This is a genomic window from Thermincola ferriacetica, assembly GCF_001263415.1.
GTDB lineage: Bacteria > Bacillota > Thermincolia > Thermincolales > Thermincolaceae > Thermincola > Thermincola ferriacetica.
This window is the reverse complement of the sequence record NZ_LGTE01000013.1, coordinates 53,141-79,845: the sequence shown is the minus strand read 5'-3', so window position 1 is coordinate 79,845 and position 26,705 is coordinate 53,141. Positions and strand designations below refer to the sequence as shown.

At 45.6% G+C, this 26,705-nt stretch carries 24 protein-coding genes and 1 riboswitch; of the genes, 3 read left to right on the top strand and 21 right to left on the bottom strand.

All coding sequences use genetic code 11. The features are described from left to right. Nucleotides 1–45 precede the first annotated feature (45 nt). From Tfer_RS09610 to Tfer_RS09560, 11 genes are all read right to left on the bottom strand, one after another. Nucleotides 46–1,122: a uroporphyrinogen decarboxylase family protein gene (locus tag Tfer_RS09610; protein WP_242843576.1), complete on the bottom strand. Its 1,077-nt coding sequence runs from the start codon at nucleotides 1,120–1,122 to the stop codon at nucleotides 46–48. 63 nt (nucleotides 1,123–1,185) lie between these two features. Beyond that, entirely contained in the window at nucleotides 1,186–1,734 is a 549-nt protein-coding gene (locus Tfer_RS09605; RefSeq protein WP_052218210.1) for a DUF2284 domain-containing protein, read from the bottom strand. Nucleotides 1,735–1,798: 64 nt separating this feature from the next. Then, nucleotides 1,799–4,741, bottom strand: coding sequence for a nitric oxide reductase activation protein NorD (locus Tfer_RS09600; RefSeq protein WP_052218209.1), 2,943 nt, complete (start codon nucleotides 4,739–4,741; stop codon nucleotides 1,799–1,801). Between the two features lie 27 nt (nucleotides 4,742–4,768). After that, nucleotides 4,769–5,590, bottom strand: a complete 822-nt coding sequence (locus Tfer_RS09595) for a CbbQ/NirQ/NorQ/GpvN family protein (protein WP_052218208.1) — start codon at nucleotides 5,588–5,590, stop codon at nucleotides 4,769–4,771. Nucleotides 5,591–6,020: 430 nt separating this feature from the next. Beyond that, nucleotides 6,021–6,572: a DUF2284 domain-containing protein gene (locus tag Tfer_RS09590; RefSeq protein ID WP_052218207.1), complete on the bottom strand. Its 552-nt coding sequence runs from the start codon at nucleotides 6,570–6,572 to the stop codon at nucleotides 6,021–6,023. Nucleotides 6,573–6,628: 56 nt separating this feature from the next. Next, on the bottom strand, nucleotides 6,629–7,312 hold the full coding sequence (locus tag Tfer_RS09585) for a DUF1638 domain-containing protein (RefSeq protein ID WP_052218206.1): 684 nt from the start codon (nucleotides 7,310–7,312) through the stop codon (nucleotides 6,629–6,631). A gap of 283 nt (nucleotides 7,313–7,595) precedes the next feature. Continuing rightward, complete coding sequence (locus Tfer_RS09580) at nucleotides 7,596–8,039, bottom strand: DUF2284 domain-containing protein (protein ID WP_152909024.1); 444 nt, start codon at nucleotides 8,037–8,039, stop codon at nucleotides 7,596–7,598. 334 nt (nucleotides 8,040–8,373) lie between these two features. Continuing rightward, nucleotides 8,374–8,571, bottom strand: coding sequence for a DUF1638 domain-containing protein (locus tag Tfer_RS09575; protein WP_052218204.1), 198 nt, complete (start codon nucleotides 8,569–8,571; stop codon nucleotides 8,374–8,376). 218 nt (nucleotides 8,572–8,789) lie between these two features. Further along, nucleotides 8,790–11,498, bottom strand: coding sequence for an aminotransferase class III-fold pyridoxal phosphate-dependent enzyme (locus Tfer_RS09570; protein WP_052218203.1), 2,709 nt, complete (start codon nucleotides 11,496–11,498; stop codon nucleotides 8,790–8,792). A gap of 149 nt (nucleotides 11,499–11,647) precedes the next feature. Continuing rightward, nucleotides 11,648–12,376: a nitrite/sulfite reductase domain-containing protein gene (locus Tfer_RS09565; RefSeq protein ID WP_052218202.1), complete on the bottom strand. Its 729-nt coding sequence runs from the start codon at nucleotides 12,374–12,376 to the stop codon at nucleotides 11,648–11,650. Nucleotides 12,377–12,412: 36 nt separating this feature from the next. Further along, on the bottom strand, nucleotides 12,413–13,273 hold the full coding sequence (locus tag Tfer_RS09560; RefSeq protein WP_052218201.1) for a DegV family protein: 861 nt from the start codon (nucleotides 13,271–13,273) through the stop codon (nucleotides 12,413–12,415). A 201-nt stretch (nucleotides 13,274–13,474) separates the two neighbouring features. Here Tfer_RS09560 and Tfer_RS09555 point away from each other — a divergent pair, with 201 nt between their 5' ends. The 3 genes from Tfer_RS09555 to Tfer_RS09545 all read left to right on the top strand — a co-directional run bounded on the left by Tfer_RS09555 (nucleotide 13,475) and on the right by Tfer_RS09545 (nucleotide 15,865). Further along, nucleotides 13,475–13,990, top strand: coding sequence for a hypothetical protein (locus Tfer_RS09555; protein ID WP_152909023.1), 516 nt, complete (start codon nucleotides 13,475–13,477; stop codon nucleotides 13,988–13,990). 95 nt (nucleotides 13,991–14,085) lie between these two features. Further along, the gene (locus tag Tfer_RS09550; RefSeq protein WP_052218235.1) at nucleotides 14,086–15,066 is read left to right on the top strand and encodes an ABC transporter ATP-binding protein; all 981 of its coding nucleotides are present in this window, start codon (nucleotides 14,086–14,088) and stop codon (nucleotides 15,064–15,066) included. Then, nucleotides 15,059–15,865, top strand: a complete 807-nt coding sequence (locus Tfer_RS09545; RefSeq protein WP_013120319.1) for an ABC transporter permease — start codon at nucleotides 15,059–15,061, stop codon at nucleotides 15,863–15,865. The genes Tfer_RS09550 and Tfer_RS09545 overlap by 8 nt, the downstream gene beginning before the upstream one ends. On the opposite strand, the gene Tfer_RS09540 is transcribed toward Tfer_RS09545, so the two are convergent. The 10 genes from Tfer_RS09540 to Tfer_RS09495 all read right to left on the bottom strand — a co-directional run bounded on the left by Tfer_RS09540 (nucleotide 15,855) and on the right by Tfer_RS09495 (nucleotide 26,620). Next, a complete protein-coding gene (locus tag Tfer_RS09540) occupies nucleotides 15,855–16,892 on the bottom strand; it encodes a uroporphyrinogen decarboxylase/cobalamine-independent methonine synthase family protein (RefSeq protein WP_052218199.1) in 1,038 nt (345 codons plus the stop codon). The two genes, Tfer_RS09545 and Tfer_RS09540, sit on opposite strands and share 11 nt — an antisense overlap. Before the next feature lie 156 nt (nucleotides 16,893–17,048). After that, on the bottom strand, nucleotides 17,049–17,660 hold the full coding sequence (gene thiE / locus Tfer_RS09535; protein ID WP_052218198.1) for a thiamine phosphate synthase: 612 nt from the start codon (nucleotides 17,658–17,660) through the stop codon (nucleotides 17,049–17,051). 1 nt (nucleotide 17,661) lies between these two features. After that, on the bottom strand, nucleotides 17,662–18,441 hold the full coding sequence (locus Tfer_RS09530; RefSeq protein ID WP_052218197.1) for a sulfide-dependent adenosine diphosphate thiazole synthase: 780 nt from the start codon (nucleotides 18,439–18,441) through the stop codon (nucleotides 17,662–17,664). 83 nt (nucleotides 18,442–18,524) lie between these two features. Next, a riboswitch (TPP riboswitch) is annotated at nucleotides 18,525–18,633 on the bottom strand. 91 nt (nucleotides 18,634–18,724) lie between these two features. Next, nucleotides 18,725–18,943 carry a ferredoxin family protein gene (locus tag Tfer_RS09525; protein WP_152909022.1) on the bottom strand — a complete coding sequence of 73 codons (219 nt, stop codon included), beginning with the start codon at nucleotides 18,941–18,943 and terminating at the stop codon, nucleotides 18,725–18,727. Between the two features lie 18 nt (nucleotides 18,944–18,961). Then, the gene (locus Tfer_RS09520) at nucleotides 18,962–19,894 is read right to left on the bottom strand and encodes an HD-GYP domain-containing protein (RefSeq protein ID WP_052218195.1); all 933 of its coding nucleotides are present in this window, start codon (nucleotides 19,892–19,894) and stop codon (nucleotides 18,962–18,964) included. Between the two features lie 245 nt (nucleotides 19,895–20,139). Then, complete coding sequence (locus tag Tfer_RS09515) at nucleotides 20,140–21,729, bottom strand: DEAD/DEAH box helicase (RefSeq protein WP_052218234.1); 1,590 nt, start codon at nucleotides 21,727–21,729, stop codon at nucleotides 20,140–20,142. Nucleotides 21,730–21,768: 39 nt separating this feature from the next. Beyond that, nucleotides 21,769–23,175, bottom strand: coding sequence for a metallophosphoesterase family protein (locus Tfer_RS09510; protein ID WP_052218194.1), 1,407 nt, complete (start codon nucleotides 23,173–23,175; stop codon nucleotides 21,769–21,771). Nucleotides 23,176–23,189: 14 nt separating this feature from the next. Further along, entirely contained in the window at nucleotides 23,190–24,434 is a 1,245-nt protein-coding gene (locus Tfer_RS09505) for a competence/damage-inducible protein A (protein ID WP_052218193.1), read from the bottom strand. Between the two features lie 130 nt (nucleotides 24,435–24,564). Further along, nucleotides 24,565–26,064 (bottom strand): AAA family ATPase, encoded by a 1,500-nt coding sequence (locus Tfer_RS09500; protein ID WP_052218192.1) that lies wholly within the window; start codon nucleotides 26,062–26,064, stop codon nucleotides 24,565–24,567. After that, a complete protein-coding gene (locus tag Tfer_RS09495) occupies nucleotides 26,048–26,620 on the bottom strand; it encodes a hypothetical protein (protein WP_052218191.1) in 573 nt (190 codons plus the stop codon). Before Tfer_RS09495 ends, Tfer_RS09500 begins: the two co-directional genes overlap by 17 nt. Nucleotides 26,621–26,705 lie beyond the last annotated feature (85 nt).

The following is a 26,705-nucleotide window of genomic DNA, read 5'->3' as shown; positions in this document are numbered from 1 at the left end:
TATAGTAGGTTGTTTGAAATGAATACCGGAGGCGAACTAAAATAATTACTTGTACGAACCGTAAGCCTTGGCAGCCTTAATTATTGCCATGGCATTAATTAATGTACCGTTCGGGGGGAATTCACAGCCGGTTGATAGGATAAAACCGCCGTCACAGTCTTTATAGGTCTCAATACATTTGCGGGCTTCTTCCATAACCTGTTCTTCGTTCCAGAACATACCGACTTTGGCAGGCTCAAGGTACCCAATGGACACTATTTTCTTGCCCCATTTGGCGGCATGCTCTTCCCATGTCTTGCAGTCGGCCGCTGGATATGCGTGGGAGATGGCAACTGGATTAGTCCATTTCTGCTGTACATCAAAGTAAATACCTCCGCCACAGTTATGGAGAACAACAGCTCCTCCGGCTTTTCTTACGGCATCGGCGATCCGCTTGGCAAAAGGAGCTTCAATAGCTTCCCACATCTTTGGACTCATGATAGTGGCAGAAGCATAAAGGGTATCTATTACTATTGCCTGAGCCCCTGCTTCAACTTGAGCCACAGCATATTCCTCAAGAACAGGGGTAATTATTTCACAGGCTTCAATGATGGCATCCCTGTTCTTGATACAATCGATAAACATTTTTTCGTGGCCCCTCATAGCCCCGATTACACCCAGGGGAGCATACACAAACCCGCAGACGCCGTATTCTTTGGCTTTCGCCTTGGCGACTTTGGCGGTAGCTTCGATAACAACCTTCATCCGTCCGGTCTCGCGCGGGTTTATCCTGGGAATTCTCCTGTAATCATCTACTGTTTTAATCAACGGATCATCGGGATCAGCATATGCAGTACTTTCTATAGGGAAAATCACCTTTTGCCCAAATGATCCCGCTTCTACTGAGAGGTCAACCAACATTACAAAAATGTCAAATTCATTATTCATAATCTGGTGTGTCTGTAACAATGAATCAGCAATAAGGTCAGCATCCTGAGACCACTTGTCATATGTAACACCTAATACCCGCCGGGCTGCCCCGCAAACCAGAGAAGCCACCGGTACCCTGTCCGGCTTTTTGTAACTAAGCGCCGCCAGAGCCCTTTCCAAACCTGTCATTTCACTCTTGAACTCATTTCCCAACTCAAATCCCTCCTAAATATTTTTATTATTTTTTGCCTTCAGCCTGATGGCGTACGGCAATTCCTAATCAATCAACAGTAAGCCGGTATAAATCACCTCCGTTGATAATCCAAACTGGAAATCAAGCCCGGCATTTTTTGATGTCTTAAAGATATCTACGCCCATTGATTCAATGCTCGGACGTGCTTCATACGGATGACGGCAGGGTTCTCCGGAATGGTACCCTACACATTCGGGACAAAGCTTGCATGATGACGCAATAAAACCGGCTGCCAGGTAATACCCGTCGGTAAGCGCCTTACCTTCAACTTTATTAATTATCAGATGCAGTTTTATCTCCGCTTCTGTTAACTGGTTTGGCTCAAACCCTTCACTTCTGACCTGGACCAGCAATGCGGATGAATACCGTGTGCAAAGTGACTTGAAATGCTCAACTGAATAGTTATGAGGTGGGCACATCAGGTGTTTGTTGTAGTCCCGGCAAACCGGCACCTGACATTTCAGGCGAACCCGTTCGTCAATCACCACCTGGCCCGCCGGGATAAACTTTGCCCTGAATGCCCCCTGTTCAAGCGCATAATCCTCGAGAGATTTATATCGTTCAGCCTGCAAGTTGTTCACCTTCCTTATTTAACATGTTATGTAAATTTATAAATTTAACGAGTTCTGCGGATTTCTATGTTGTCAAATTCTTATATGTTTCAGTCAGCTTGGTAGGTAGGGCGTTAATGTCATCGATAATGATATAATTAACATTTCCGAATATATATTCCAGATAATCCTGTCCCTTACGATCTACAGTAATGCAAAACGGATTGATTCCTTTCATTTTAGCTTCCCTAAGACACATCCTGGTATCAGTTTCAGCATAGAATTCTTCATAGTCTTTTGTTAACTGGCTGTGATAATCGAAATCAAAGGGACGGCCGTCACTAAGGATGATGAGGATTTTAATTGCCGCCTGCACTTTCTCCATCTTAAACACCGCATGCCTCACTGCCGAAGCAAGCCGGGTCATCCCGTAACTCTGCAGGCCGCCGAACCTCTGCTTGACTTCAAAGGTATACGGCTCCTCAAAATCCTTGACCACATAAAAGTTAATCTTATCCCTGAGGTCGCTGTTAAAACCGTATATCGCATATTTATCTCCCAGCACCTCCAAGGCCTCAGCCATTACAATAACTGATTCCATTTCCACATCCAGAATGGTTTTCCCATTCTCCGAAATAACTTCATCGGTTGAATAGCTCAGGTCCAGGAGAAAGCCGACAGCCACATCACGTTCTCTTTTGTCTCGCCTGACATAAAAACCCGTCCCCGGGGAAACATCTGCCTTTATTTCTACCATCGCCTCGATAACTGCATCAATATCAACCTCTTCGCCTTCTTCCTGCCTGTTGTACCTACGGAAACGTTCAGGCTGCAGCATACCGAAATATCGCTTGATAGTATTAATCATCCCATAGTTTTCTTCAAGAGTGCGATCAACAAAAGCTGCCGTACTGGGTTTCAGTAAAATTTCCCTGACCCTGCACCAGTCCTTCTTGTAATCATTAAGAGTGCGATCCCATTCATCGTAATACACAACCATCCGGTAAGGATTTTCCTCATCTTCACGGAACCTGTGCAAAAGTTTTTTCAACCAAAGGTAGAATTCATCACTAAGGTTTAGTGCCTGGTTTTGGGGACTAAAAAACTTTTTGTCTAATTCAATATCCTCTTCCTGACCAATCCCGTTATTTACCTTTGAACCCTCTGCCGGGGAACCGTCAATCTCTTCGTCTGCTTTCATCGAAGTATAAATCAGATCAAACTTCAGTTTTCCCCTATATGCCAGGTTCTTATATTCACCGTCGTAATGTGGGGAAAATTCCTTCTCAAATATTTCCTGCCACGATAAAATGTTAATAATCCGGCGGGCAAGATTTAGAGATTCCCGGGATGAAGCTCCGTTTTTCAGTACATTATCCCAAAACCGAAGGTATTCGGTTTTTATTTTCTCAGGAACATCAGCCTTATCAGACCAGAGGTAATGTATCAAAAACGCATACAGATTAGGAGTTCTTTTTTGAATTTCACGTACAGAGGCTTTGACCAATAAACGCATGTCTCTTTCAAGCCCCGGGAATTTCTGCATAGCCAGGTAGTCTACCCTGTTGTCCTCAATATATTCAAACAGCATGCCGAGCTTGCTGTCCAATGCAAGTTCTTTGAATTCAGCTTTGCTTAATTCCATGGTGCCGAATTTCCGGTGGGCAACCAGGTGCATCATCATAACCCGGTAAAATCGAAGGTTGTCACGTTCGTTCTCAAACACTTTGACCAGGTCAGGCAAGTAAATTCTCCGGGTATCAAGAGATCCGAACAATTGGTCATCACTGTGGATTCTAGTTGGAAGGTCCGATGAATTTCTGATAATTACCGTTTCTCCTGTCAAGCCTTCACAATATATGTGAAGCACCTTTTTCACGGACTCTATATGTAGGCCGCTCCTCAATCCGGAAATTACATCCCTGCTTTCCTGAGATTTCATGGTAAAATAAGCCAGTTTTTTGCCGCCTAGTTCGGATTTAAGCCCGTATTCAACCCACTGGGCAGCCTCCTTTATGTCCAGTTGCTGTAACAGTTCGGGGGTGGATTTAATAAATTCAGCGGCACCTTCGGTGGAATAATCCCGGCTTACTCTTTCTATAAGCCTTACCCACTCTTCTAACTCATTCCACTCCATTTTTTTTAGCACCTGAGGAGTCTTGTCAAAAAACTCCATGGCCAATTCATTGTCTATTGCAGCAAGCCTGTTGCCAAGAAGTGCCCAATGTTTAATTTTACCTGTAAACACGTCCTTGCCCGTAAATACGGCAACCTCAGGAGAAGCTTTGAAAAAAGCGGAAAGAGTACCACGTTTAGCATTGGTAACTTCATAGGCTGCCTCCAGCCATTGATAAATATACTTGCTCCCTGCCACCTGCAAAAAATTCGGCAATGCTTTAAAAAAAACATCTGCATCATCCGGTTTTTCGATAGCAAGTTTATAACCCTGTTCTAGTAAGCCTGCTTTGTCAAGGCCTTTTCCGTACCGTTCTATCTCCGGCCATGATTTCAGACAGGCAATTGCAGCAGTCCAGGAATACTGAACAATTTTTAAAATCCAGGAGGTTAAGAGGTATTGGTCTGACTTTTCAAGTTTTTCCAAGATGCTTCCGCTGTACTTAAAAAACCAGTTTGTATCATGATTGCTGAACCTGGCCAGAAACCTTCCAATTTGCAGCCAGTTTAGAAATACCTGATTTCCAACCTGTTCTAAAACTGCGGGGCTTTCCTTCAGATAGGATAAAGCACAATCCCATTGACCGCGGCATATCCGCGTACCTTCTTCAAGCCACTGTTTCAGTTCATGTATTTCCAGACGGCCTGCTAAAACCGATACTGTTCTCCAAAACCAGGTGCCATTTACAGCGCTTGATTTGTGGAATTGCAGTCCTGTATCAATGACCAACCCGGCTACCGTTTCCGGGAGACCACTTATAAAATCCAGGAAATCCTGCCTTTCTTCCAGGGACAAAGCCTTCAAGTACCGGTCCGCAAACCCGGTAAGTTCCAGGTTCTTTATACCGCCCATAGCTCCACCACCTATCCTGAACAGACCCTAAATGAATATCGAGACGGCGATTTCTTCCAGGCTCATCTGCATAGCGGCATCATCAGTGATTGGTTTAATCATGGCTGCCCGTACTGCTTCCATTACATCTATCCCATTGACAATCAACTGTCCCGCATAGATCAGCAACCTTGTACTCACTCCCTCTTCAAGACCCCTGTTTTTCAGGTTCCGGATTTTTTGGGCAAGTTCTATTAACTTCCCGGCCGTCGCGTTGTCCACACCCGATTCCCGGATCAGGATCTGCTGCTCCAGTTCGGGTTTCGGATAATCGAAATCCATGGCAATAAATCGCTGCTTGGTGCTCTGCTTCAGGTCCTTAAGAAAGGTCTGATACCCGGGATTATATGATACCACCAGCATAAATTCATCAGGGGCCGTTATTATTTCACCCTTTTTTTCGATCGGTAAAACCCGCCTGTCATCAGTCAGGGGGTGAATAACGACTGTTGTATCTTTTCTGGCCTCTACTACCTCATCAAGATAACATATTGCACCTATCTTCACTGCCGTGGTAAGCGGCCCGTCTGTCCAGACGGTTTCCGAACCCTTTAATAAATACCTTCCCACCAGGTCACTGGTTGTAAGGTCTTCGTGACAAGCCACAGTAATCAGGGGCCGCTTCAAGCAGTAAGCCATGTACTGGAGAAACCTGGTTTTACCGCATCCCGTCGGCCCTTTGAGCATAACCGGCAATTTGCTTTTAAAAGCCTTCTCAAACATTTCTATCTCTTTGCCCAGTGGTATATAAAACGGCTCTTCTTCTATGAAAAACTCCCCAATCTTATGTTCTAAAAGTCTTTTTGCCATGTTTTCTTCAACTCTCCCAAAAAGTATTTAAGCAATTACTATAGTTATGGTTTTCTTTGCATACCAGGTTTTGTTAAAATATCTTTTTCAAATACTAAATGTCTATTTAAAAAAAATACCTCAAAAATATTCATCCACCCTCGTTACAATTAAATATAATTTGTTAAACCTTGAATACCCAAAACTATTCCCCAATCGGTAATGATTTGCGCCTAAATGGTGAAAATGATACCTTAAGCAGTTTATGTGGTTCACATTAAATGCTCTTTTCCTTAATATCCATTATCGCTGTTAGTTTTCTTTATTATTCCCAATTATTTCCTTTATCAGCTACGCTGCTCAGTCAATTTCTTCGCGGGTAGTCTTTTTTCCTATAGCTTTATTCATTCAACAACGTTTTTGGCAAACCCAAGGCAATAATTAACTCAACCTACACAAATATCATTCCCATAAAATTAAGGTTTTCTCTGACAGGCCATTCGATTTTGACACCCAGTTCTCGTGCCAGGGTAGTTATATCAATGCCAAATCCTGTAATTCCCGGATGTGCCTCCAGAGGACGCCTGCATGGTTCTCCGGGAGGTGGGCACTCATCACATAGTTTACACCCTCCCACTGTCAGCCCAAAGGCAAGGTGGTTAATGTGGGCCCAGGCGGTTTTTTCGAAATTGCCGATTAACCGCATGAGTTCGTTCTGTGGTTTAAATTTCCTCACTTCCGCCATGGCATCGTCATTGTACGGGATGGTTAAAACTACTAAGACACCGCCTTTATACTGTGCCAGCGCGTCCCTGATAAAGTTAATATCAGGCAGGTTGGGAGGACAGAACTTATTGCGCCCATAGTTTGGGCATGGAGGAATCATACATTTCAGGCGCACTCTTTCCTCAACTTTTATCTTGGAGATATCAAAAGGGATTATTGTTATTCTAGGATCATCATTATTCTCCCTAAGCAGTTTTGCCAACGCTTCTGCCGGCATACAAACCCCTCCCTTTGAAAATAGTTGCAATCTCATCCCAATTCTGGCATTTTCCACTAAGTTCCCTGAACCATGACCAATTGGCCTTCCTGCAAAAATTCATCTTCTTCCAGCACCCCGTGTGCCGGGACAATCACAAATTCTTCATTGTCCCATGGGCCGGTCAGCAACCTTTTCAGGAATTCCAGGCTTCCACGGGTTTCATGGCACGGCAGCTGAAGATCGTCGGCAAAATCCCTGGTTTTGGCCAGAGTTATTTCAGTCCTGGGGTGTCCGGTATGGATGTACAGTAGCCGGTTATAGTTTTCAAACATCATCTTATAAATACGGAGCGCTTTTTTAGGCCCGAACTGGATGACGCTCCGCTCATACTCCGGAATCATCATGCGGTCTCCCTCGACCCAGCCGCCCGAAAAATAAAAAGTCTTGTTATCCTTTGACTGCAGCTCATTATATCTGGACATGCCGCCCAGTAAAAGAGGAATACAGTCATGAACCCGGGAAATAACCATTGGGCAGCCGGGCGCCTTTATTCCGCGCAAGGCCCCTCCACATAATCCAAAGCCCAGGATAACCAGCGAATAACCTCTTGTCCTGTCAAGAACAGCCTGTACTTCCCGGTGTAATTTTGCCGGGTGGAGGTGCAGCCCCATGGACACAAACTCGACATCAAACCCGGTTAACGGGCCGAGAACCTTAAGTTCTTCTTTAAACACGTCGCAGCACAAAATCTTCTTCATCCCTGTTCCTCCTTAACCGTTCTATGTCTTCCGGAAACCCCCATTTCGGCGGAATATAGCGTTTTCATCATATGCAGAATTAATTATAATTTGTTAAACCTGCAAACTCAAAAACTCTTCTCTGATTGGTAATAATTTGGGGCTGAGTGGCCTGTATCCCCACCCGAATAGTTTACTTGGTTCATTTTGTTTTTTCTGTTACTAATTTTTTAGTGTTCTCAGCAAAAAATAGCCTTCTTTCTGTGCGTAACATTAAATAAATATCATACCCATAAAATTCAATTCACTTTTCACGGGCCATTCCACATTTACCCCAAGTTTTCTGGCCAGGGTGGTTATATCTATGCCAAAGCCCGTTATACCTGGATTGGGCCTCCAGCGGCCGACGGCATCGTTCACCCGGCGGGGGGCAGTCGTCGCTCAGCTTACAACCACCAACGGTCAGTCCGAAGGCCAGGTGATTAACATTGGCACAAGCTGTTTTCTCAAAAGAACTGATGATTTTCATCAGTTTATTCTGCTGTTTAAGCACCCTGATTTCATTTAGTGTTTTCTCATTGTACGGAACGGTCAAAACCACTAACACCCAGCCTCTGTATGCAGCCAGGGCTTTTCGGATAAACTCCAGGTCAGGAAGATTGGGCGGACAGAATTTATTCCTTCCATAGTTGGGACAGGGTGGGACCATACACTTCAGGCGGACCCTTTCTCCTACGGTAATCTCCAAAATATCAAAGGGAATCCCTAATTCTGGTAATCCGTATTCTCTTTTGTAAGCAGTTCAGCTAAAGCTTTAGCCGGCAAAACCCCCCCTCCTCAATCTTTTATTATCAATTTTATGGCTGTCCCCGGATTATTCCGGTCCCCTGTACATGGTCTTTTTCTGCGTCTTGGAGAAACTCACTTTCATCGATTATCCCGCCAGGCGGAATGATCACGAAACTCTCTTTATCCCATGGCCTGCTGACCAACCTCTTTGAGGAAATCCAAATTCCCGGCTGTTTCATGACACGGGAGTTCCAGAATATTCGGCAAAACCCCTGGTTTTGGCCAGAGTTATTTCAAGTCCTGGGGTGTCCGGTATGGATGTATGTACAGGGCGCCTTTATTCCGCGCAAGGCCCCTCCAGATAATCCAAAGCCCAGGATTACCAGCGAATAACCTGTTATCCTGTCAAGAACAGCCTGTACTTCCCGGTGCAATTTTGCCGGGTGGAGGCGCAGCCCCATGGACACAAACTCGACATCAAACTCGGTCAACGGGCCGAGAACCTTAAGTTTTTTTAAACACGTCGCAGCACAAAATTTTCTTTATCCCTGTTCCTCCTTTCCGTTCTACGTCTTCCGGAAACCCCCATTCCGGTAGAATATAGCATTTTCACCATATGCAGAATTAATTATAATTTGTTAAACCTGCAAAACCTGAAACTATCATAAACAGAGCATCATTGCTTCGTACAGATACAATCCTATTTTTGCTAACTGCTTTTTGGGGTTTTTATTTTCTCAACGTTTTCGTTCTTTAAGGCAGCCTCTTTAATCATTCGGGCCACTTCAGGTGTTACTCCGCCGTTTTTGTTCCAGGGGGTAGCCAGCTTAAAACCATGCCTTTGGGCCAGCTCACGCAGGTAGTAAACATTTTCTACCGGTATTTTTAAGCCGATGCTGAAATCCCTGTATGTTCCTTCCAGCGCCAAAAGCATCGTTTCCGATAAACAGGCCATGTTTACACCGGGTTCATAACCCATGTTCTGGCCAAAACATATGTCGTCAGGGTATTGTACCAGCCCGCCTTCAATGACCAGGACGTCTTTTCTTTGTTCCAGCACTGCCTCCGATACATCCGGAGGTCTGGCCACGTCACATATAACGCTCCCCGGTTTTAAATGCCCCGGTCCAATCAGATGATTCGTTGAGTTACTGGCCGAAATGATTAAGTCGCTCTGTAATAATGCCTGTTTAATATTAACCGTAATTTTCACCGGTGGATTACTGTATTTTCCTTTGGCAGCCAGGTTTTCATGGATATAACCGTTTATAGAAAAACCCTGGTTTTCCAAAGCCGTTAACAGTTTATTCCATACCTCCGGGTCGTCTTTGCGTTTCCGGTCCAGAAATCCTTTTAACCATTTGGCTATGCCTTTTATTTTGGCTACCTTGCCTTTATAGGCCAGAATTTCCCTAAAAGCCCTTGTATATATCTCATCTGCCAATTGTTCCATCCTGCGTAGGCTGGTTTTCTCTTTTTCGGGGTTTCCCACCAGGACCAGCTTATCAATTTCTTCCGCCAGTAATATGGCGCATACCCGGCCTATGGAACCCGTAGCTCCTATAACACAACCCGTTGATTCCGCCGGGTCTATGCCCATCAACCGGGCCCCTTCGATTAAGGCATCAAAAGCCGTAGCAATGGTATAACTATTACCGGAAGTCACCGCAATGCCTTTTCCTTGCAGGTCGCTGCCACCCCGGCTAACCACCGAAGTGTATGCGCCCAGGCCAACTATCCGCGCTCCCAATGCCTTGGCTTTATCCAGTGCAGTAACCAATACTTTTACTGCATCCTTTCTCGGCATTTCCATCATGTGCCGGCCGCTGTATGGAATGCCTATCAGCCATCCTTCCGCTATTTTCCCCGCCTTTGACTTAATAGCCGGTAAATGTACAATTACTTCCGGCTCGGCATCCAAAGATGCCTCCCAATCTATGAGTTTTTCCAGGATGTCTTTAGACGCCTTTTTAAAGGACGGGTTGTTTTTAATGACATCTTCAGATGAGGGGTAGTGAATTAAAAAGGCGAACTTTTCCGTTGGCTTTTCCTCAGGCAGTAATTCAGACCCTGTGACAGCTTTTTTCTCCGATCTGAAGTCCCTGATCGGACCCGGCTCTTTACCTATGATATAACTGTACAGTTCGCAGTGGTCCTGATAGTACAAAGCTTTCACTACTCGTTCCAAACCATGCAAAGCCCTGTCAATTTCAACAGTGGCGACTGTTAATGAAGGCTGCAGACGCAGCGTCATCGGGTTATTCAGGAACGGAGCTACCCTTACTTTATGGACGTTGAGTAAATACCCGGCCAAAAGAGGAGAAAACCCTCCTTGTTCCGCCAGGTACTTCATGCTAAATGATTCTGACCCGTCAAATTCGTTGAACTCCAGTCCAAGCATCAGTCCCCTGCCCCTGATTTCCTTGATTACACCGGGATATTGCCTGTTGATATCTTCTAAGTTTTTTAACAGGTAGTTTCCGGCGCTTTTTGCATTATTGATCAATTGCCTGCCGTTTTCCAGAAGTTTATTCAATACGGCCAGGCCAATGGCGCAGGTAAAATTATTGTTGGCAAAGGTGGAACTGTGCAGCCGGCCAAATTCTTCATTCCATGCCTGCCTTGTACTGAGACAGACGCCCAGAGGAACCAGCCCGCCCCCCAAAGCTTTTGATAAGAGTAAAATATCTGGTTCTACTCCTTCCCTGTCACAGGCAAACAATTCCCCGGTTCTGCCGAGACCTGTCTGGATCTCGTCAACTGCTAACAGAACTCCGTACTTTCTGCAGATAATTTCGGCATTTTTTAAATAACCTTCAGGTGGGACGATTATACCTCCTTCCCCCTGAATCGGTTCCACCAGAAAGGCAGCAATTTGCTTTCCTTCCGTCCGCATTTTGTTTTCAAGCATATCCAAATCACCGAAGGGTATATGTTCAAACCCGGGAACAGGGGTGAAAAAGGGTTTCTGGTACACATCCCTGCCTGTGGCAGATAAAGCACCCATGGTCTTGCCATGGAAGCTGTTTTTTGTAGAAAGAATTTTGGGTTTTCCCGTTGTCGACCTGGCCAATTTAATAGCTACCTCTACTGCTTCCGCCCCACTCTGGCAGAATGTGGCCTGGGCCATTTCACCTGGGGCCAATTGAAGCAGCATTTCTGCTAATTCCACAGCTTTAACCGGAATTGAGGGCTGCACCATAGAAGGCAGTGACAGGTCAAAGTATTTTTTGGCCGCAGCCACAAGTTCGGGTGGGTTGTATCCGAAGGGAACCGCGCCGTATTGGGCAATAAAATCCAGGTATTTATTACCGGCCTGATCGTATAGGTATGTTCCTTCCCCTTTTACATAGGCGACATCCAGTTTAAAACACTCAAAAAGCTTATCCATTGTAGGGTTCAAAGAACTGAACTTCATTGCTGACCATCCCTTCGAGAATTTTGATTTCTTACAACCGCCAACATTTAATTATATGCCCAATAAAGCTTATATTAGACGTACTGGCCCATTTTTATGCATAAAAAAAGAATCGCCTTTTTAGCGATTCTCAAGCTGGTATTGCAAAATTAAGCATTTGCCTCAATTAATTCTTGAATAATCTGCTCGTATTCATCCCCGGAACAGTCCAGGGCTCGCCGGAAGTTTTCTGTTCCTATTTTATTTAACAAGCGCCCAAGCCTTTGTCCCCTTTTGGCAACTTTCTCGTAAACGTCAATGATTTTCTCCGTTAACTCCAGGCACTCCTGCTCCGATTTTTCTGTGCAAATAACTTCGGCCAGGCGTCCTGTACCGCTGGCATACCCGCCAACCATAACTGTATAGCCATTATTACTACCCATAAAACCGATATCTTTGACACAACTTTCCGCACAATTATTCGGGCAACCACTGACACCTATCTTTAATTTGCCTGGTAAAGAACGTCCATGGTATCTTTTATCCAAAGCGAGCCCGAGAGAAACCGAGTCCTGTTTGGCTCTTTTACAAAAAGTAGTTCCGGGGCAGATTTTGACACTCCGGACGCAAAGGCCGATGGCCTGTCCCTTTTCCATGCCAAGGTCCCGCCAAACATCTTCAATATTTTCGGCTGCAATACCTACCAGGGCAATTCTCTGCGCTGAAGTAAGCTTTAGAGCTTTGCAGTTATACTTGTCTGATATGTCGGCAATTTTCCGTAAAGTGGCAGCATCAGTAATGCCACCGGGAATATGCGGTGCAATAGCATATGTTTCTTTGTCCCTTTGCACAATCGCTACTTGTTCAATGATATCTTTTTTCGTCTCAGTGTTTTCCATTCTCCCAACCCCCATTTTTTTAAAAATTTATAAAACTCAGTCAACCGGTTGAATACCTATACCAACCAGTCCCGGTCCGGAATGAACTACCATGGAAGGACCAATCTGTCCCCAGAAAAACTCCCTGATATCGGCGCAATTTGTATTCAAGAGCTTTTCCCTGACTTCCCGGGCATCAGCTTCCGCTCCACTGTGCATCACCGCCAGGTTGACCGCTTTTTCTCTGATATATTCCTTGGCAATTTCTACCAACTCTTCCATGGACTTTTTCCTTCCCCTAACTTTGGCATAGGTAAAATACTTTCCCTCTTCATTAATTGATACAATCGGTTTGATATTCAGCAGGTCACCCAAAGTCCCTTCAATCAGGCCGATTCGACCGCCTTTACGTAAATACTCCAGTGTTTTTACTACAAAAAAGACTTTGATTTCATCCCGCGTTTTTTTTACTTTTTCCACTATTTCATCAAAAACACAACCGGCATCTCTAAGCCGGACAGCTTTATTTACCAGAAAACCCAGGCCCAGAGAAAGGGCTTTGGAATCCAGTACCTCGATATGCATTTCACTTATTTGCCTGGCGGCCATCTGGACAGCGTTGACAGTTCCGCTCAACCCTCCGGAAATATGCATTGACAGAATCCTGTTAAACCCCTGTTCTTTTAACTTCGTAAAAACCTCCGTTATTTCTCCAAAGCCCGGCATGGATGTTTTCGGTATTTCCCCGGGCATTCTTTCATATATTTCCTGTGGTTCTATATCGATTTTATCTCTGTACTCTTTACCCTGGTAAATAATCCTTAAAGGCAATACATGCACATCGTTCTTCTCAATGAACTCCCGTTCCAGATCGCAGGTGCTGTCAGTTACGATGGCTATTTTCTCCTTTTGCTTCATTATTTCCTCCCTGTGCCTGTCTGGCTTTAATTGGTATTTTTACTAATAAAAAGCCGTTTGTACTACTGTCTTCTTAATTATCATAACTGCCTGCCTAATAATGTGCAAGAATTTTTTTGACATGTTTACTTCCCTTTTAAAAAAGGACCTGCATAACATATCTATTAAAAAGGATAAGGATGCTCCGCCCGATAGGAGGTCATGACTCTGTTGAATTTCTCTGTCAAGTACCTGTCCACCTTAAGTGTATTGACTTCTGTAACAGTAATGTTACAGCTTTTTGCCGGTCTGCTTCCCGGCGTGGGGGCCCTGGCCGCAGGTTTTACCACCCTGTTTGTGGCCTTGGCCGCATACAGCAAACCTTTGGGCGGTCTTTTGGTTTATGCCGCCGCGGCGGGACTGATCGGTATAATCATGCCGATAAAACTGCCCCTTTTCCTGTTCAGTACAGGCCTGTTGGGGTTATCCCTCGGCGCAACCGTAAAACTTGGCAAAAATATTTCTGTACTTAGCTCCAGCCTGGTCTTAACTATAGGTACCCTGGTTTTGACCGGCCCGTTGGGTATTCCGGTGCTTGGTCCGGCCCTCTCTTATGCCAAGGGTCCCATAACCTTTCTCATAATTATCTTTGCATTTTCCTGGGTTTTCTGTTTCCTTTGGTACATATTCTTTCAGCGGGTCATATGCAGAATGGGACATCTCTTCAAAAACACATGAAAATTGTCCATCGGTTTGGAATTTATTATTTTATTCAGTTATAATAGAGGAGGTAGTATATTGCAATTAAGTAAACGGGAGTGAATACGCTAAATATGGCTGCATCTGCTGATCCGGTCATTAAAGCACACAAACTGGTCAAAAGGTTTGGCAGTTTTACTGCCGTTGATGCCATTGACCTTTCTGTCATGCCCGGCCAATGTTTTGGCTTGTTGGGGCCCAACGGGGCCGGCAAATCCACTACGGTGAAAATGATCACCGGGCTTTCGCCTATCACCGGAGGGACTCTGGAAGTCTTCGGTTTAAGTATCGTAACCGATGCCCGCAGGATTAAAGCTCACCTGGGAGTGGTAGCCCAGGATGACAACCTGGACCCCGAACTTACTGTTTTGGAAAACCTCATCGTCTATGCCGGCTACTTCGGTATTCCCAAAAAAGAAGCCCGGCAGCGGGCAGAGGAACTTCTTTCATTCATGGAATTGGAGGGAAAGGCCGGGACTAAAGTTGACCACCTTTCGGGCGGAATGAAAAGACGTTTGACTATTGCCCGGGCCCTGATCAACAAACCTAAAATTATTATCCTGGACGAGCCTACGACAGGCCTTGACCCCCATGCCCGGCACATAGTATGGCAGAAAATCAGGCAACTGAAGGAAAATGGGACAACTGTGCTTCTAACCACCCATTACCTGGAAGAAGCCAGTCAATTATGTGACCGGCTGGTGTTTATGCATAACGGAAAGATCATTGATGAAGGCCAACCTGCGGCATTGGTATCCGCGCATATAGGTTCCCACGTTCTTGAACTGGCAGGAGGAGATTTTACCGCCATATGCCGGAGACTTCCGGGAACAAATCTGATAAATGGCTTTAAACTTTTTGGCGATACGTTATACATCTATTCCAACCATGGTCCGCAGTTGCAGGAATGGATAAAAGGTCTGTCAATTGATTTCTCATACCAGTTGCTAAGGCCGGCAACTCTGGAAGATGTCTTTCTGAAACTGACAGGCCGGAGCCTGGAAGATGACCAGGTCCCCAGCCTTGAAGAAAAGGAGGATATTCCCTGTGCTTAATCCCAAACCTCTGCTGAAAGGCTTTTTTACTTCATTGGATATATCTCCTGCGTTGGTATCTCGTATTTTGTACCGTCACTGGCTGGTATTTGCCAAAACGTGGAAAGCCAATATCATGTTCAACTTTGTCGAGCCTGTTCTTTATCTTTGGGCCATGGGCTTCGGTCTGGGAGTCTACGTGGCAAATATTCAGGGATATAGTTACCTTGAATTTATCGCTCCCGGCCTGATAGCTTCGTCCGCGATGTTTGCCACCTGCTATGAAGCCACTTATGACAGCTATACCAGGATGTCTTTTCATAAAATATTTTACGCTATTGTCTCAACCCCGGCCAGCATGGATGACGTGGTCATGGCGGAGCTTATATACGGCGCACTAAAAAGTGTTCTATACGGTTCTGTATTTTTGCTGGTAACAGTTTTATTCGGCCTGGTAAAATCATGGTGGGTCTTTTTAATGCCCATCCCCTTGTTCATTGGGGGCTTGATATTTTCTTCCCTCTCCATGGTTTGGACAAGTATGGCGCCTAATTACGATGCCTTTAATTACTTCTTTACTCTGATCATTACCCCCATGTTTTTCCTGGCCGGGATTTTCTTCCCCGTCAACAACCTGCCTGCCGGGGTTCAGGCGTTTTCCTGGTTAACGCCGCTTTACCATGAAGTAGAAGTGATCCGCAACCTTTTTTATGGGCAAATAAACATGGCTACGTTGGCCAATTTTGTCTGGCTTACAGCGGCCATGCTCCTGTTGATCCGGTTTCCCCTGGTTATGGTCCGCAACCGGCTTATTCAGTAAAAAATTTGGCATATCGGTCTTTCAGTTCATCGGCTGCTTTTTTCAATATATCAAATGCTTTTTCCACCGATTTTGCCCCATCCGTGTTGACCAAACAGCACCGGGCGGGCGCCAGCCATGCCTGCTGCAGAACCTGTTTTTTCTCTATTCCGTATTGCTCAAGGTGGTTCCACAGTTTCTCCAGGTGGTCTACCAGCGATTGCACCGATTCCCTGTTCACCTCTTCCGTCAGGGTAGGCACAATCCCCCAGGCGATAATACCTCCGCGGTCAAGAAATGCCTTTATTTCGGCGGTAAACCTGGAAAAGATATGGCCCACCCCGAGGGCATCCACAGATAATATATCAAGGTTCTGGTTCAAGAGAAAGGACCAATCCGGATTACCGCACAGGTGTACCCCTTTGGGTCCCTCCAGTTGGCTCAAAAAAGCGGCATAGTCATTCTTGGCCACTTCACTGGAGTAACCCGTAAAGGAACCGAAAATTATTTCCAGACCCGGCTCATCAACCCATACAAAAGCATTTTTGTTTCTCTCCCTTAATTCTTCATACTGTATGTTGATTTTTCTGGCCATAAAGTCATATAAAAACACTTTGACTTCGTCGTTATAGATAATCGGTTTTTTATCTTTATCGGTGATTTTCATCCCGAAGCTGACCGGACCGATAAATTGGCCCCTGATAGCGCTGTATTTCTCCAGTCCCGGTTGCTGCAAAAAGCTCCTGTATACAAGAGAGTACTGTTCCGTTAATGCAAAAGTGGCTTTCTCTTCGGCTTTTTCCAAAAATTCCGGTAGTTCTTCCATAAACTGTTCAAATTCAAAGTAAATCTTTTGGGCGGCTTCATCAACGGTAATTCCCGGGAAGTGTTCCGTAGCCTGGGCATACATGTCCTCAAAGAAACTCATCTTCGGCAGTTGGGGCCAAAAAGGAATATCCACCGACAAGGCCAGCCGCATTGCCTCGTCAATATCGGTATGCGGCAATATTCCCATGGCTGTTGTTTGTAAATTTCCCTTTAAAGTCATAATATCTCCACCTTTCAAGTCGTACATTTTAACCTTTTTGAACATTTTACCCTGTTATGCCTGTTCTTGCCATGACCTGCCTAACAAAAAAGTGTGACATAACGCACAAAACCGGTTGTCATAACAACCGGTTTAAAGTAACTCTGCTTCTAAATATCAGGTCCTTTGACCTTTGATTATTTCTATTAATTTTCCGGGATTGTTGTTTACCAGCAGACCGGATATCGCAGCGACTCCTGCTGCCCCCGCTTTTAAAACCTCTCCAGCATTGCTTTCATTTATGCCGCCGATAGCCAATACAGGCAAAGGATAAACCGTCTGCACAACACGGGAAAGCCACGCCGTCCCGCGGCCTGCCAGGTTAGGTTTGCTTGCGGTAGCATATACATTGCCGGCCAGGATATAATCTGCTCTTTCTGCGGCGGCTGTCTTTGCTTCCTCCGCAGAATGCACGGAAACTCCGATTTTCATATAAGCCGGAACAATTAGCCGCGCATTGTGCAGAGGCAAGGCATCACTCCCCAGATGTATCCCTTCCGCTTCTACGGCCAGGGCAGTTTCTATACTCTTGTTCACAATCAGTTTTACCCCGTATTGTTTTGTAACGGCCCTTATTTCTCTGGCCAGATGATAAAGCTCTTTCGTTGGCAGGTCTTTTTCTCTGAGTATTACGCCGTCAATACCCCGTCGGCACAGGGACTCCACCTTTTTCAGCAAACACCGGTTTTTCACCAGTTTCCGGTTGGTCACCAGCCATACTTCGGCCATATCATTTCCCCAACCTGGCAGCAATCTCCATGGCCGCCTTTTCTCCAGACAGCAACATACCCCCAAATACAGGGCCCATCCGGTGGCTGCCAAAGGCGGCATTCGCCGCCATCCCCGTCACGTACAAGCCGGGAAATACTTCCCTGGTATTCTCAACTACGTCCAGTTCGCCCTTTAATGCATTCATCGGTTTTTCGCCGGCTACTCCCCCTGTCGGAGTGTTCAGGCGCACCCCCATTTTGCGCGTCAGGGTTTGCGTCACTTCTGCCGGATGTCCGGTTCCGTCAATAACATATTTAGCCCTGACTACCAGCGGATCCACGTGATAGTTGTTCACCTGAACAGGAGTCCAGTTCAGTACTAAACCCGTCACCCTGCCATCTTCCACCATAACGTCTTCGGCACCTATGAGGTTAAAGATTTTGCAGCCCGCTTTCACTGTCATGGACGCGATAGTTGTAACTGATTCTACCGCATCTGCCACATAGTATCCCCGTTCATATTCCTCGCAACTTATGGCGAATTCGTCCAAAATCCTTTTGCCGGCAGACTGTACCACAATCTTATTAAACATCATGGCGCCACCCCACATGCCACCGCCAACGGCCAGCTTCCTGTCAAAAAGCGCCACTTTACATCCTCTCTTGACCAGGTAGTATGCAGCTACCATCCCTGAAGGACCTCCACCCACAATGGCTACTTCTGTATTCATGTAATCCATCAGTTCTTCCATGTACTTCTGTACAATTCCCCGCGAAATAACTGTTTCATCCAGATGCATTTACCCATTCCTCCTTGTGTATGTTAGAAAAACAAAAACGGTCCCTACGGAAACGGAACCGTGAATACCACTAAGGAAAAACCCCCAGTTGATTCTACCTTCCCTCCGCTGGTATTACCCAGATCAGGTCATAAGGGTAAAAGGCTGCAGCCTTTTTCTCAGCTTCTTCCAGAAGCACCCCCAGGCGAATGCATACTGCTGTATTCGGTTTTGACTTCTGTTAAAGTGATTTCTGTTCTCAAATTCAATTATAAGATGTCAAACCACTTCTTGTAAAGTCCGGTTAACCAAATTTTACTTCCTGTCGTACCAAAAACAGAGCGTTGTTTTTGCAGACCTTTATACATTTACCGCAGCCGATACATTTTTCTTCGTCAATTTTCATAGATATTTTGCCTTCCGCCGGTGATATGGCTGCCGCCGGGCAATGCATGCGGGGCAAACACCTGTGGTCATTTCGGCATATATCCAGGTTAACTCTGGCTTTAACTGATGGCAGCAAATTGATGGTCACCACCTCCTATGCTCTTGATCCGATGACAGATGATATTTTTTTCTCTTCAATGCTGTTAAAAGCCTCGACAACGGTGGGGTCAAACTGCGTGCCTGACGCACTAAGTATTTTTTGCCGGGCAATATCATATGAAAAGGCTTTCCGGTAAGGCCTATCGGAAGTCATTGCGTCAAAGGCATCGGAAACAGCAATAACCCGGGCCAGGAGCGGTATTTCCTCTCCGGCCAGCCCGTCAGGATACCCTTTTCCGTCATATCTTTCATGATGATGGCGCACAGCCGCCGCTGATTTTTTAAACATAACCAGCGGTTCCAATATCTGCGCCCCTTTTTCGGGATGGCTTTTTATTATTTGATACTCTTCATCAGTTAAACTGCCCGGCTTGGTCAGTATCCGTTCACTGATCCCGATCTTACCTATGTCGTGCAGCAGTCCCGCCTGGGCAACTTCTTTTTCGCTATATGGTAAATCCATGCGTTCGGCTATTAATTGGGCCAACCCGGCCACCCGGTCAGAATGGCCCTTAGTATACACGTCTTTAGCTTCAATGGCATTTACGGCGCTGTCCAGTATACCCAAGGAACAACTTTGCATACGTTCTTCCAGCATATATTTGTCCATACTGAATGATATTGACCGCAGCAGTATTTTTAGTTTTTCCATAACGTCCGCCGCCAGCCCTGTTTCGATGAACAAATAACCATGGTTCATTTCTTCCCCGGTTATTGGTAAAAAAGGCTGCTTTGATAAAAGGTGGGCTATAATTTTTTCTTTTTCCTCCCGGCTGCCTCCTATTTCTTCACCCTTGGAAGTTATTATCCGGTAAGTATCACCAATGTAGACTACCATGGTATATGTAACTTTTATTCCCAGGGTTGCCAAGTCCTTGTTAAACTGAGTCAGGTCTATCATAATTGCTGATTCAGTTTTCTTTACCATTGGTCCCCCTCCCCAGTATATCTGATAACGAGCACTCATACCCCCAGTGGGTATTTGTTAATATTCTATAACGAAAATCCGCTTGTTGTCAACTACTGCCTCTGGCCACTGATATTCCCCGCAATAAAAAAAGGTTAGACTGTTTTCAAGGTAAAAACAGTCTCACCTCCATTGTAGCTTTCCCGTCCGTAAATTTTAAGCGAGCGTTTTTTGCAAAATAAGGTTTGCAAATTAAGAATTGTCTTTTACTTGCGCACCTTTGCCGGTTCAACAAAAAGCTTCTTCCCCTTGACTTCGGTTTTGTGCAGCGAATACATCACCTGTTCTGCTACCTGTTGGGGAACTTCCACAAAAGAAAACCTGTCGAATATCCTGATGGCCCCGATTGATTTGCCGGGAATAGCAGCTTCTTCCGCTATAAGTTTGATAATTTCCGGCGGGTTCATTTCCTCCTGTCGTCCTATGTTCATAAACAACCTGACCATCCCCGGGCGGGCTCCTGTCTCACCAAAGTCTGCCTCGTCTATTTCAATTTCCTTGGCGGGCAGTTCCAGATCCAAAGCCAGTTTCAAGGCTGCGCTGGCTATGTCTATGAGATTATAATCTGCAGCCAATTCCTGCACAATGTCCCGGTAAATGTCCAACTGTCCGCCGTTTATGGTGTTGGCCACCTTGTCAATCATTTGCACCTTTTGCCGTTCAAATATATCGGCAATAGAAGGCAGGTTTTTTCGGGCTATCCTGGCCCCAATAATTTTTTCAATCAACCTTAACTGCCTGTATTCTTCGGGGACTATGAAGGTAATAGCTTTACCACTCCTACCGGCCCGGCCCGTACGCCCTATCCTGTGGACGTAAACCTCCGGATCCTGCGGAATATCGTAGTTTATAACATGGCTGACATTTTCAATGTCCAGACCCCTGGCCGCCACATCGGTAGCTACCAGGTAATCAACCTGCCCATTTTTAAACTTTCGCATCACCTTATTCCTTTGGGCCTGGGTTAAATCGCCATGCAGCCCTTCTGCCTGGTATCCCCTTGTTTCCAGGCTGGCGACCAACTCATCCACACCTCTTTTGGTTTTACAGAATATAATAGCAAGGGTTACATCGATGGTTTCCAGGACCCGGCACAGGCTTTCCAGCTTGGTCTTTTCTCTGACCTCATAATATACCTGTTCAATGGAAGGAACGGTGAGTTCGTCTTTACTGACAGCGACCAACCTGGGGTTCTTTAAATATTTCCTGGCCAGTTGCTGAATCTCATGCGGCATAGTGGCCGAAAACAGTAAGGTCTGCCTGGTCTCAGGAGTCTCTTTGATTATGGCTTCTATATCATCGATGAAGCCCATATCCAACATTTCATCAGCTTCGTCCAAAACCAGCATCTTTAAGTGCTGCAGCCGCAGCGTTCCCCTGTTTATATGGTCCAACAGGCGTCCCGGCGTTCCAACTACTACCTGCACTCCCCGTTTGAGAGCCCCTATTTGCCGGTCAATGGACTGTCCGCCGTAGACAGCTAAAGTTCTTACATCTTTGAACTTACCCAGTTTCATTATTTCTTCGGCCACCTGGATAGCCAGTTCTCTGGTGGGAGTGACCACCAGCGCCTGGACGGCCCTGTACCTGGGATTTAACTTTTCTAAAATAGGAATGCCGAAAGCTGCCGTCTTACCTGTGCCCGTCTGGGCTTGACCAATTACATCATGGCCGTTCAATAGAACAGGAATAGCCTCTGCCTGAATCGGTGTCGGTTCTTCAAACCCCATTTCTTTAACGGCCTGTAAAATTCTCCTGCTTAAGTTGAGACTCTCGAAAGTCTTCGTTTCCAGCATCAATCTTTTTCTCTCCTCTACCCTATTCTGTTATGATTTTTATTCTTTTTTAACCTGTTGATAAATTTCGGGAAATATCCTGCGCTCCAAACTGTATCCGCTCTGCAGATTGGAAACCTTGATCGTATCTGCGGCAATCAGATGGTAATCCGATAGCTCTTTTTTCAATTGCAGCACCACCAAGGAATATGGAATATCGTTTTTTGACTTAAACCCGCCTATACCTGCGGCACCCGTAGTCCCGGCATCAATAATCACTGATTTGTTTCTGATGTTTATTTTGTAAGCATGGTCATGTCCGTGTAAAATTACCGGGACTTTTCCTGCCATGCGCAGCGCGATTCTATTGTTATGCACGGCAAGTATATCGGGTTTTTCAGGCATTTTAGTTAATGATTTTGTGAACTTTTGGGCTAAAAGGCCGGCTGTTTTGTCATCCGGAGCTGTTATTGACTGTTCATAGGCAGACGGGTCAGGAAAGCCGATGATTTTTAACCCTTTGACGTTGACCGGCTGTCCTTCCAAAACAGTTACGTTGGGAAGGCCTCTCAATTCATTAATAACCTCTCTTGTTTCATGATTCCCCGGTACAAACACGTAAGGTATTCCCATCCGTTTTAGCCGGTCCAGCAGCACAGTTTCTACCGGTGTGCCGAAATCAGAAATATCGCCCGTGTCAATAACCAAATCAACCTTAAAAGTAGTAGCAACCTGTTCAATAAAATCAAAAGCAGCCGGGTTGTTGTGGAGGTCGGAGACATGCAGGACCCGTAGGTCCCCATTGGCTGCCGGTCCCATAGCCTCAAGAGTGTCTACCCGACGGAACATATCGTACAGGTTGTCGGCAACGGTTTGCAACTGTTTGCTCCATAAATCAAATTTGGTAATACCGTTTTGCACCAACCCGATCATCCAGGGAGCTGTTTTTAACATACCTTCATACTCGGGGTTCTCAAAGGCTTGAAAATTGTATGATTTATAGGTAAAGCTCAGGGCCAGGGTCACTATAACCAGCCCTAACAGGGCCCCATACAGATACTCATACCATTTTTTTCTCTGTAGCAGAAGAACCCCCAGCAAACCGCCACACCCACCTAATAAAAGGGATTTGTAAATAAGGGCCTGAAAATTTTTCTCTACATTCCGACGGACTTCATTCAGTAATTCCGTGGTTTTGGGAGTGTCTTCTACCATCTTTTTCAGTTGGTTTAAGTCAATACTCTCCAGGGTAATGACAATGCCCACCGGTGATTTATGGGTGTACGCTTTAATTTTTCCCAGCGGGGGAACCTGGATCTCCGTCACTCCTGGTTTGGTCAGGTCCAGTTTTAACTGAGCCTGTAATGCGGCAATCCGGAACTCAGTATTTCCAAAAGCATAAAGGGCAAAAGCAGCACCGACTATTATTGCGAAAGAAACCAGAAGAAACGCCAGGAACCTTTTCATCGCCAACACCCTCTCTAAGAGTAGTTTTCCAGTATGTACAATCTGAGCATGTTAAGTGCTGCGCGTGCTGAAAGTTCCCGGATGTTTTCCCTGTCTCCGTAAAACAGGTGTTTTTGGGAAAAGGCTCCGTCTTTGTGTGCCAAACCGGTATAAACAAGGCCCACAGGTTTTTCCGGACTCCCACCGCCCGGCCCCGCAATTCCCGTAACTGAAACTGCCACATCTGTATTACCAAGTTTTTTTACACCCCTGGCCATTTCCAGGGCTGTTTCACTGCTAACGGCGCCAAATTGCTTCAGGGTCTCAGGGGACACCCCTAATATTTTTTCTTTGGCCTCGTTGCTGTAAGATACCACACCATACATCAGGTATTCCGAACTTCCCGGCAGGTCCGTCAACTTCTTGGCAATAAGGCCTCCGGTACAAGATTCAGCCAGAGATACAGTCAGGTTATGTTTTACCAGGAGACGCGCCACCGTCATCTCCATGGTATCTTCATCAAAACCAAATACTTTGTTGCCCAAACGCGTGGTTATTTCACAGGTGATTTGCTCCAGCTCATCCCCGTCTGCCGCGTCGTTTTCAGTCAACAGCTTAACCCATACTTCTCCGCGCTGAGCCTGGTAGGCTATTTCCACATTCCCGTTCTTCCGGTGCAGGTCTGCCAGCAAATCCTGTACCGCAGACTCGCCTATCCCCCATAACTTAATGGTTTTTTGCTTTAACCGGTCTGCGCCTGTCAACCCTTTTTTCTGCAAATAGGGTTTTACGTATTGTTCAAACATGGGCTGCAATTCCCAGGGAGGGCCGGGCAAGACTACAAAAATCTTGTCTCTGGCCTCCAGGATAAATCCCGGCGCTGTCCCCACTTCATTCGTCAAAGCCAGAGCGCTCACTGGCAGGAGGGCCTGTTTCCTGTTAGCCTCCGGCATGTCCACACCCCGGGCGGCGAAAAAAGCCCTGATCCTTTCCAGAGATGCTTCGTGCAACTGCATTTCCAGCCCCAGTACAGCGGCCAGGGACTCTTTTGTAATGTCATCTACCGTAGGGCCCAAACCTCCGGTGACAAAAATCAGGTCTGATTCAGCCAAAGCTGATTTAAGTGCATCTTTAAGGTTTTTCTCATAATCTCCAATTGTTGTCTGCCGCCAGGTCCGAATACCCAATAGCATTAACTCCCTGGCCAGATAATGGGCATTAGCGTTCCGGGTACGACCGGTCAACAATTCCGTGCCTGTATTAATGATTTCTGTTTTCATATTTCACCATCTGTGATATTAATAGAATTTCAACCCGTGCGGGAAAATTTAAGCATAACCCTTTTTATTATAGTAGAAAATTCAATAACCCGCAAATTTTATTTAAAAAAAGGGCAACCTAACGCTGCCCTTATATTGACACTGCTGTACTTTCCATTGTAAACATCAGTTTTCTGAATTCTTCTCCGGATAATCGTTCCTTATCCAGGACGATTTCCACCACTTCTTTGATCTTTTCCCGGTAAGAACTGAGAATCTGTTTCACCTTTTGTTCCTGCAAACCAATGATGGAGGAAATTTCATTATGCAGCAAGTCCTTGGGAATACTGTCTTCAGAAACAACGCCCAGTGACGACAGTCCTGAATAGACAATTTTCTTGGCCACATTAACAGCCTGTTGAAAATCGTTGGCCGCGCCGGTACTTCTGCCGCCCAAAACAAGTTCTTCGGCTATAGCGCCGCCCAGCATGATGCTAATCTGTTTTTCCAGGTACTCCTTGGTGTACAAGTAAGCATCATCTTCAGGAGTCTGCCTGATGTAACCAAGGGCATTTCCCCGTGGAGTGATGGTAAGAGTCGATACGGAACCGGGACGCAGAATCTCGCTGACCAGGGCATGGCCCGTTTCATGAACGGCAACCCGGTATAGCTCTTCATTATTCGGCCTCTTGTCCAGTTTCTCACCCATAATTACCTTGTCTATAGCTTCCTTAAAATGTGCCATGCTTATTTTTGATGCACCCTGGCGGAAAGCATAAATAGCTGCTTCATTAGCCAAACTTTCCAGGTGAGCGCCGGAAAAACCAAAGGTTTCCCTGGCCAGTTCATCCAGGTCAACATCGCCGGCTAAGGGTTTGTTACGGGTGTGGATCTGCAGAATCTGCTTTCTTCCTTCGCGACTTGGCAGGTCTACCTTCACATGCCGGTCAAACCTACCGGGTCTTAAAAGGGCTGGATCCAGCATGTCTATCCTGTTGGTGGCAGCAACCAGTAGAATTCGCACGGAATCATCGGTTTTCATGCCATCCATTTCCACCAAAAGCTGGTTAAGGGTTTGGTCATACTCCATGTGGCTGGTTGTCTGGCCTCTTTTGCCGCCAAGGACATCTATTTCGTCAATGAAAATAATGGCATTGGACTTGTTATTTTTGTTCGCCTTCTCTCTTGCTGCGGCAAATAATCTCCTGACCCGCTGCGCTCCGACACCGGCATACATCTCGATAAATTCCGACCCGCTGGTAGCAAGGAACTCAGCGTCGGTATATGTGGCCGCTGCCTTTGCCATCATGGTTTTTCCCGTACCCGGCGGCCCGGTCAGAAGAATACCTTTGAGAGGCCTTATTCCCAGTTCTTTGATCTTCTCGTAACTCTTGATAAAATCCAAGGCTTCTTTTAACTCATTGATGGCAGTCTCCTGCCCCCCAATATCATCAAAGGTAATTCTGTCGCTGTTAACTGAAGTTCCACCGTTATGAAGAGCCAAAGGTTTCACCAACCCTCTGGCCCCGACTAAAAAGTACATGGCTCCGGCGAACATAATCAAAAATATAAAAGGTACTATATCATATCCCTGTATGCCCAGAAATATAAGAACAGCGATGACAGCTCCTATACTAATTTCTTTGAGCATTATTATCACTTCCCATCGTATCGGCAACATCTCCGCTCATCTGATAATTCCTGCGCGAAATAATCTCATAAAGGTAGTTATCGCCTTTATACAAAGATACATAGATATTTTCCCCGTCAATATAAACTTTGGCTTTCGCCCCTTTGGCCGCGGCATACCTGGCTACCTCGGCAGGGATACTGGTATAGTTGCCCTTGGCCAAAGCCTCATAAACCACAAACTGGCTGTCTCTGTAAGCTTCTTCTAATTCCGGAGAGCGCTTGTCCAAAATCTTGATTTGAAACTTTTTATCTCCCAGCACCTTTTCTGTGTCACTTTTAATATCCTGATAAGCGCTGTACAGGTTGTCGGTTTTCTTCAAAGTCAGGGTAATGGTGGTAGTATCTCCCTCTTTATCAATGCTCGGTTTGAGCACCAGCTTGGTCTCGGAATACATTTTAAAAAGAGGTTTTTCAATATTAAACCTTTCATTGACATATTTAATGCCAAAAAGGAGGGCTAGTGTGACAATTATGGCTGTTGCTATGACTATTACTCTGAATCCTTTTATCTGCACTTTTTCCTCCTCCTTTCTTTCTGCTAGGGTCATTATAACATAGTCTTTTATACCTTTCCTTATGTAATGATTGGTATAAAAAAAG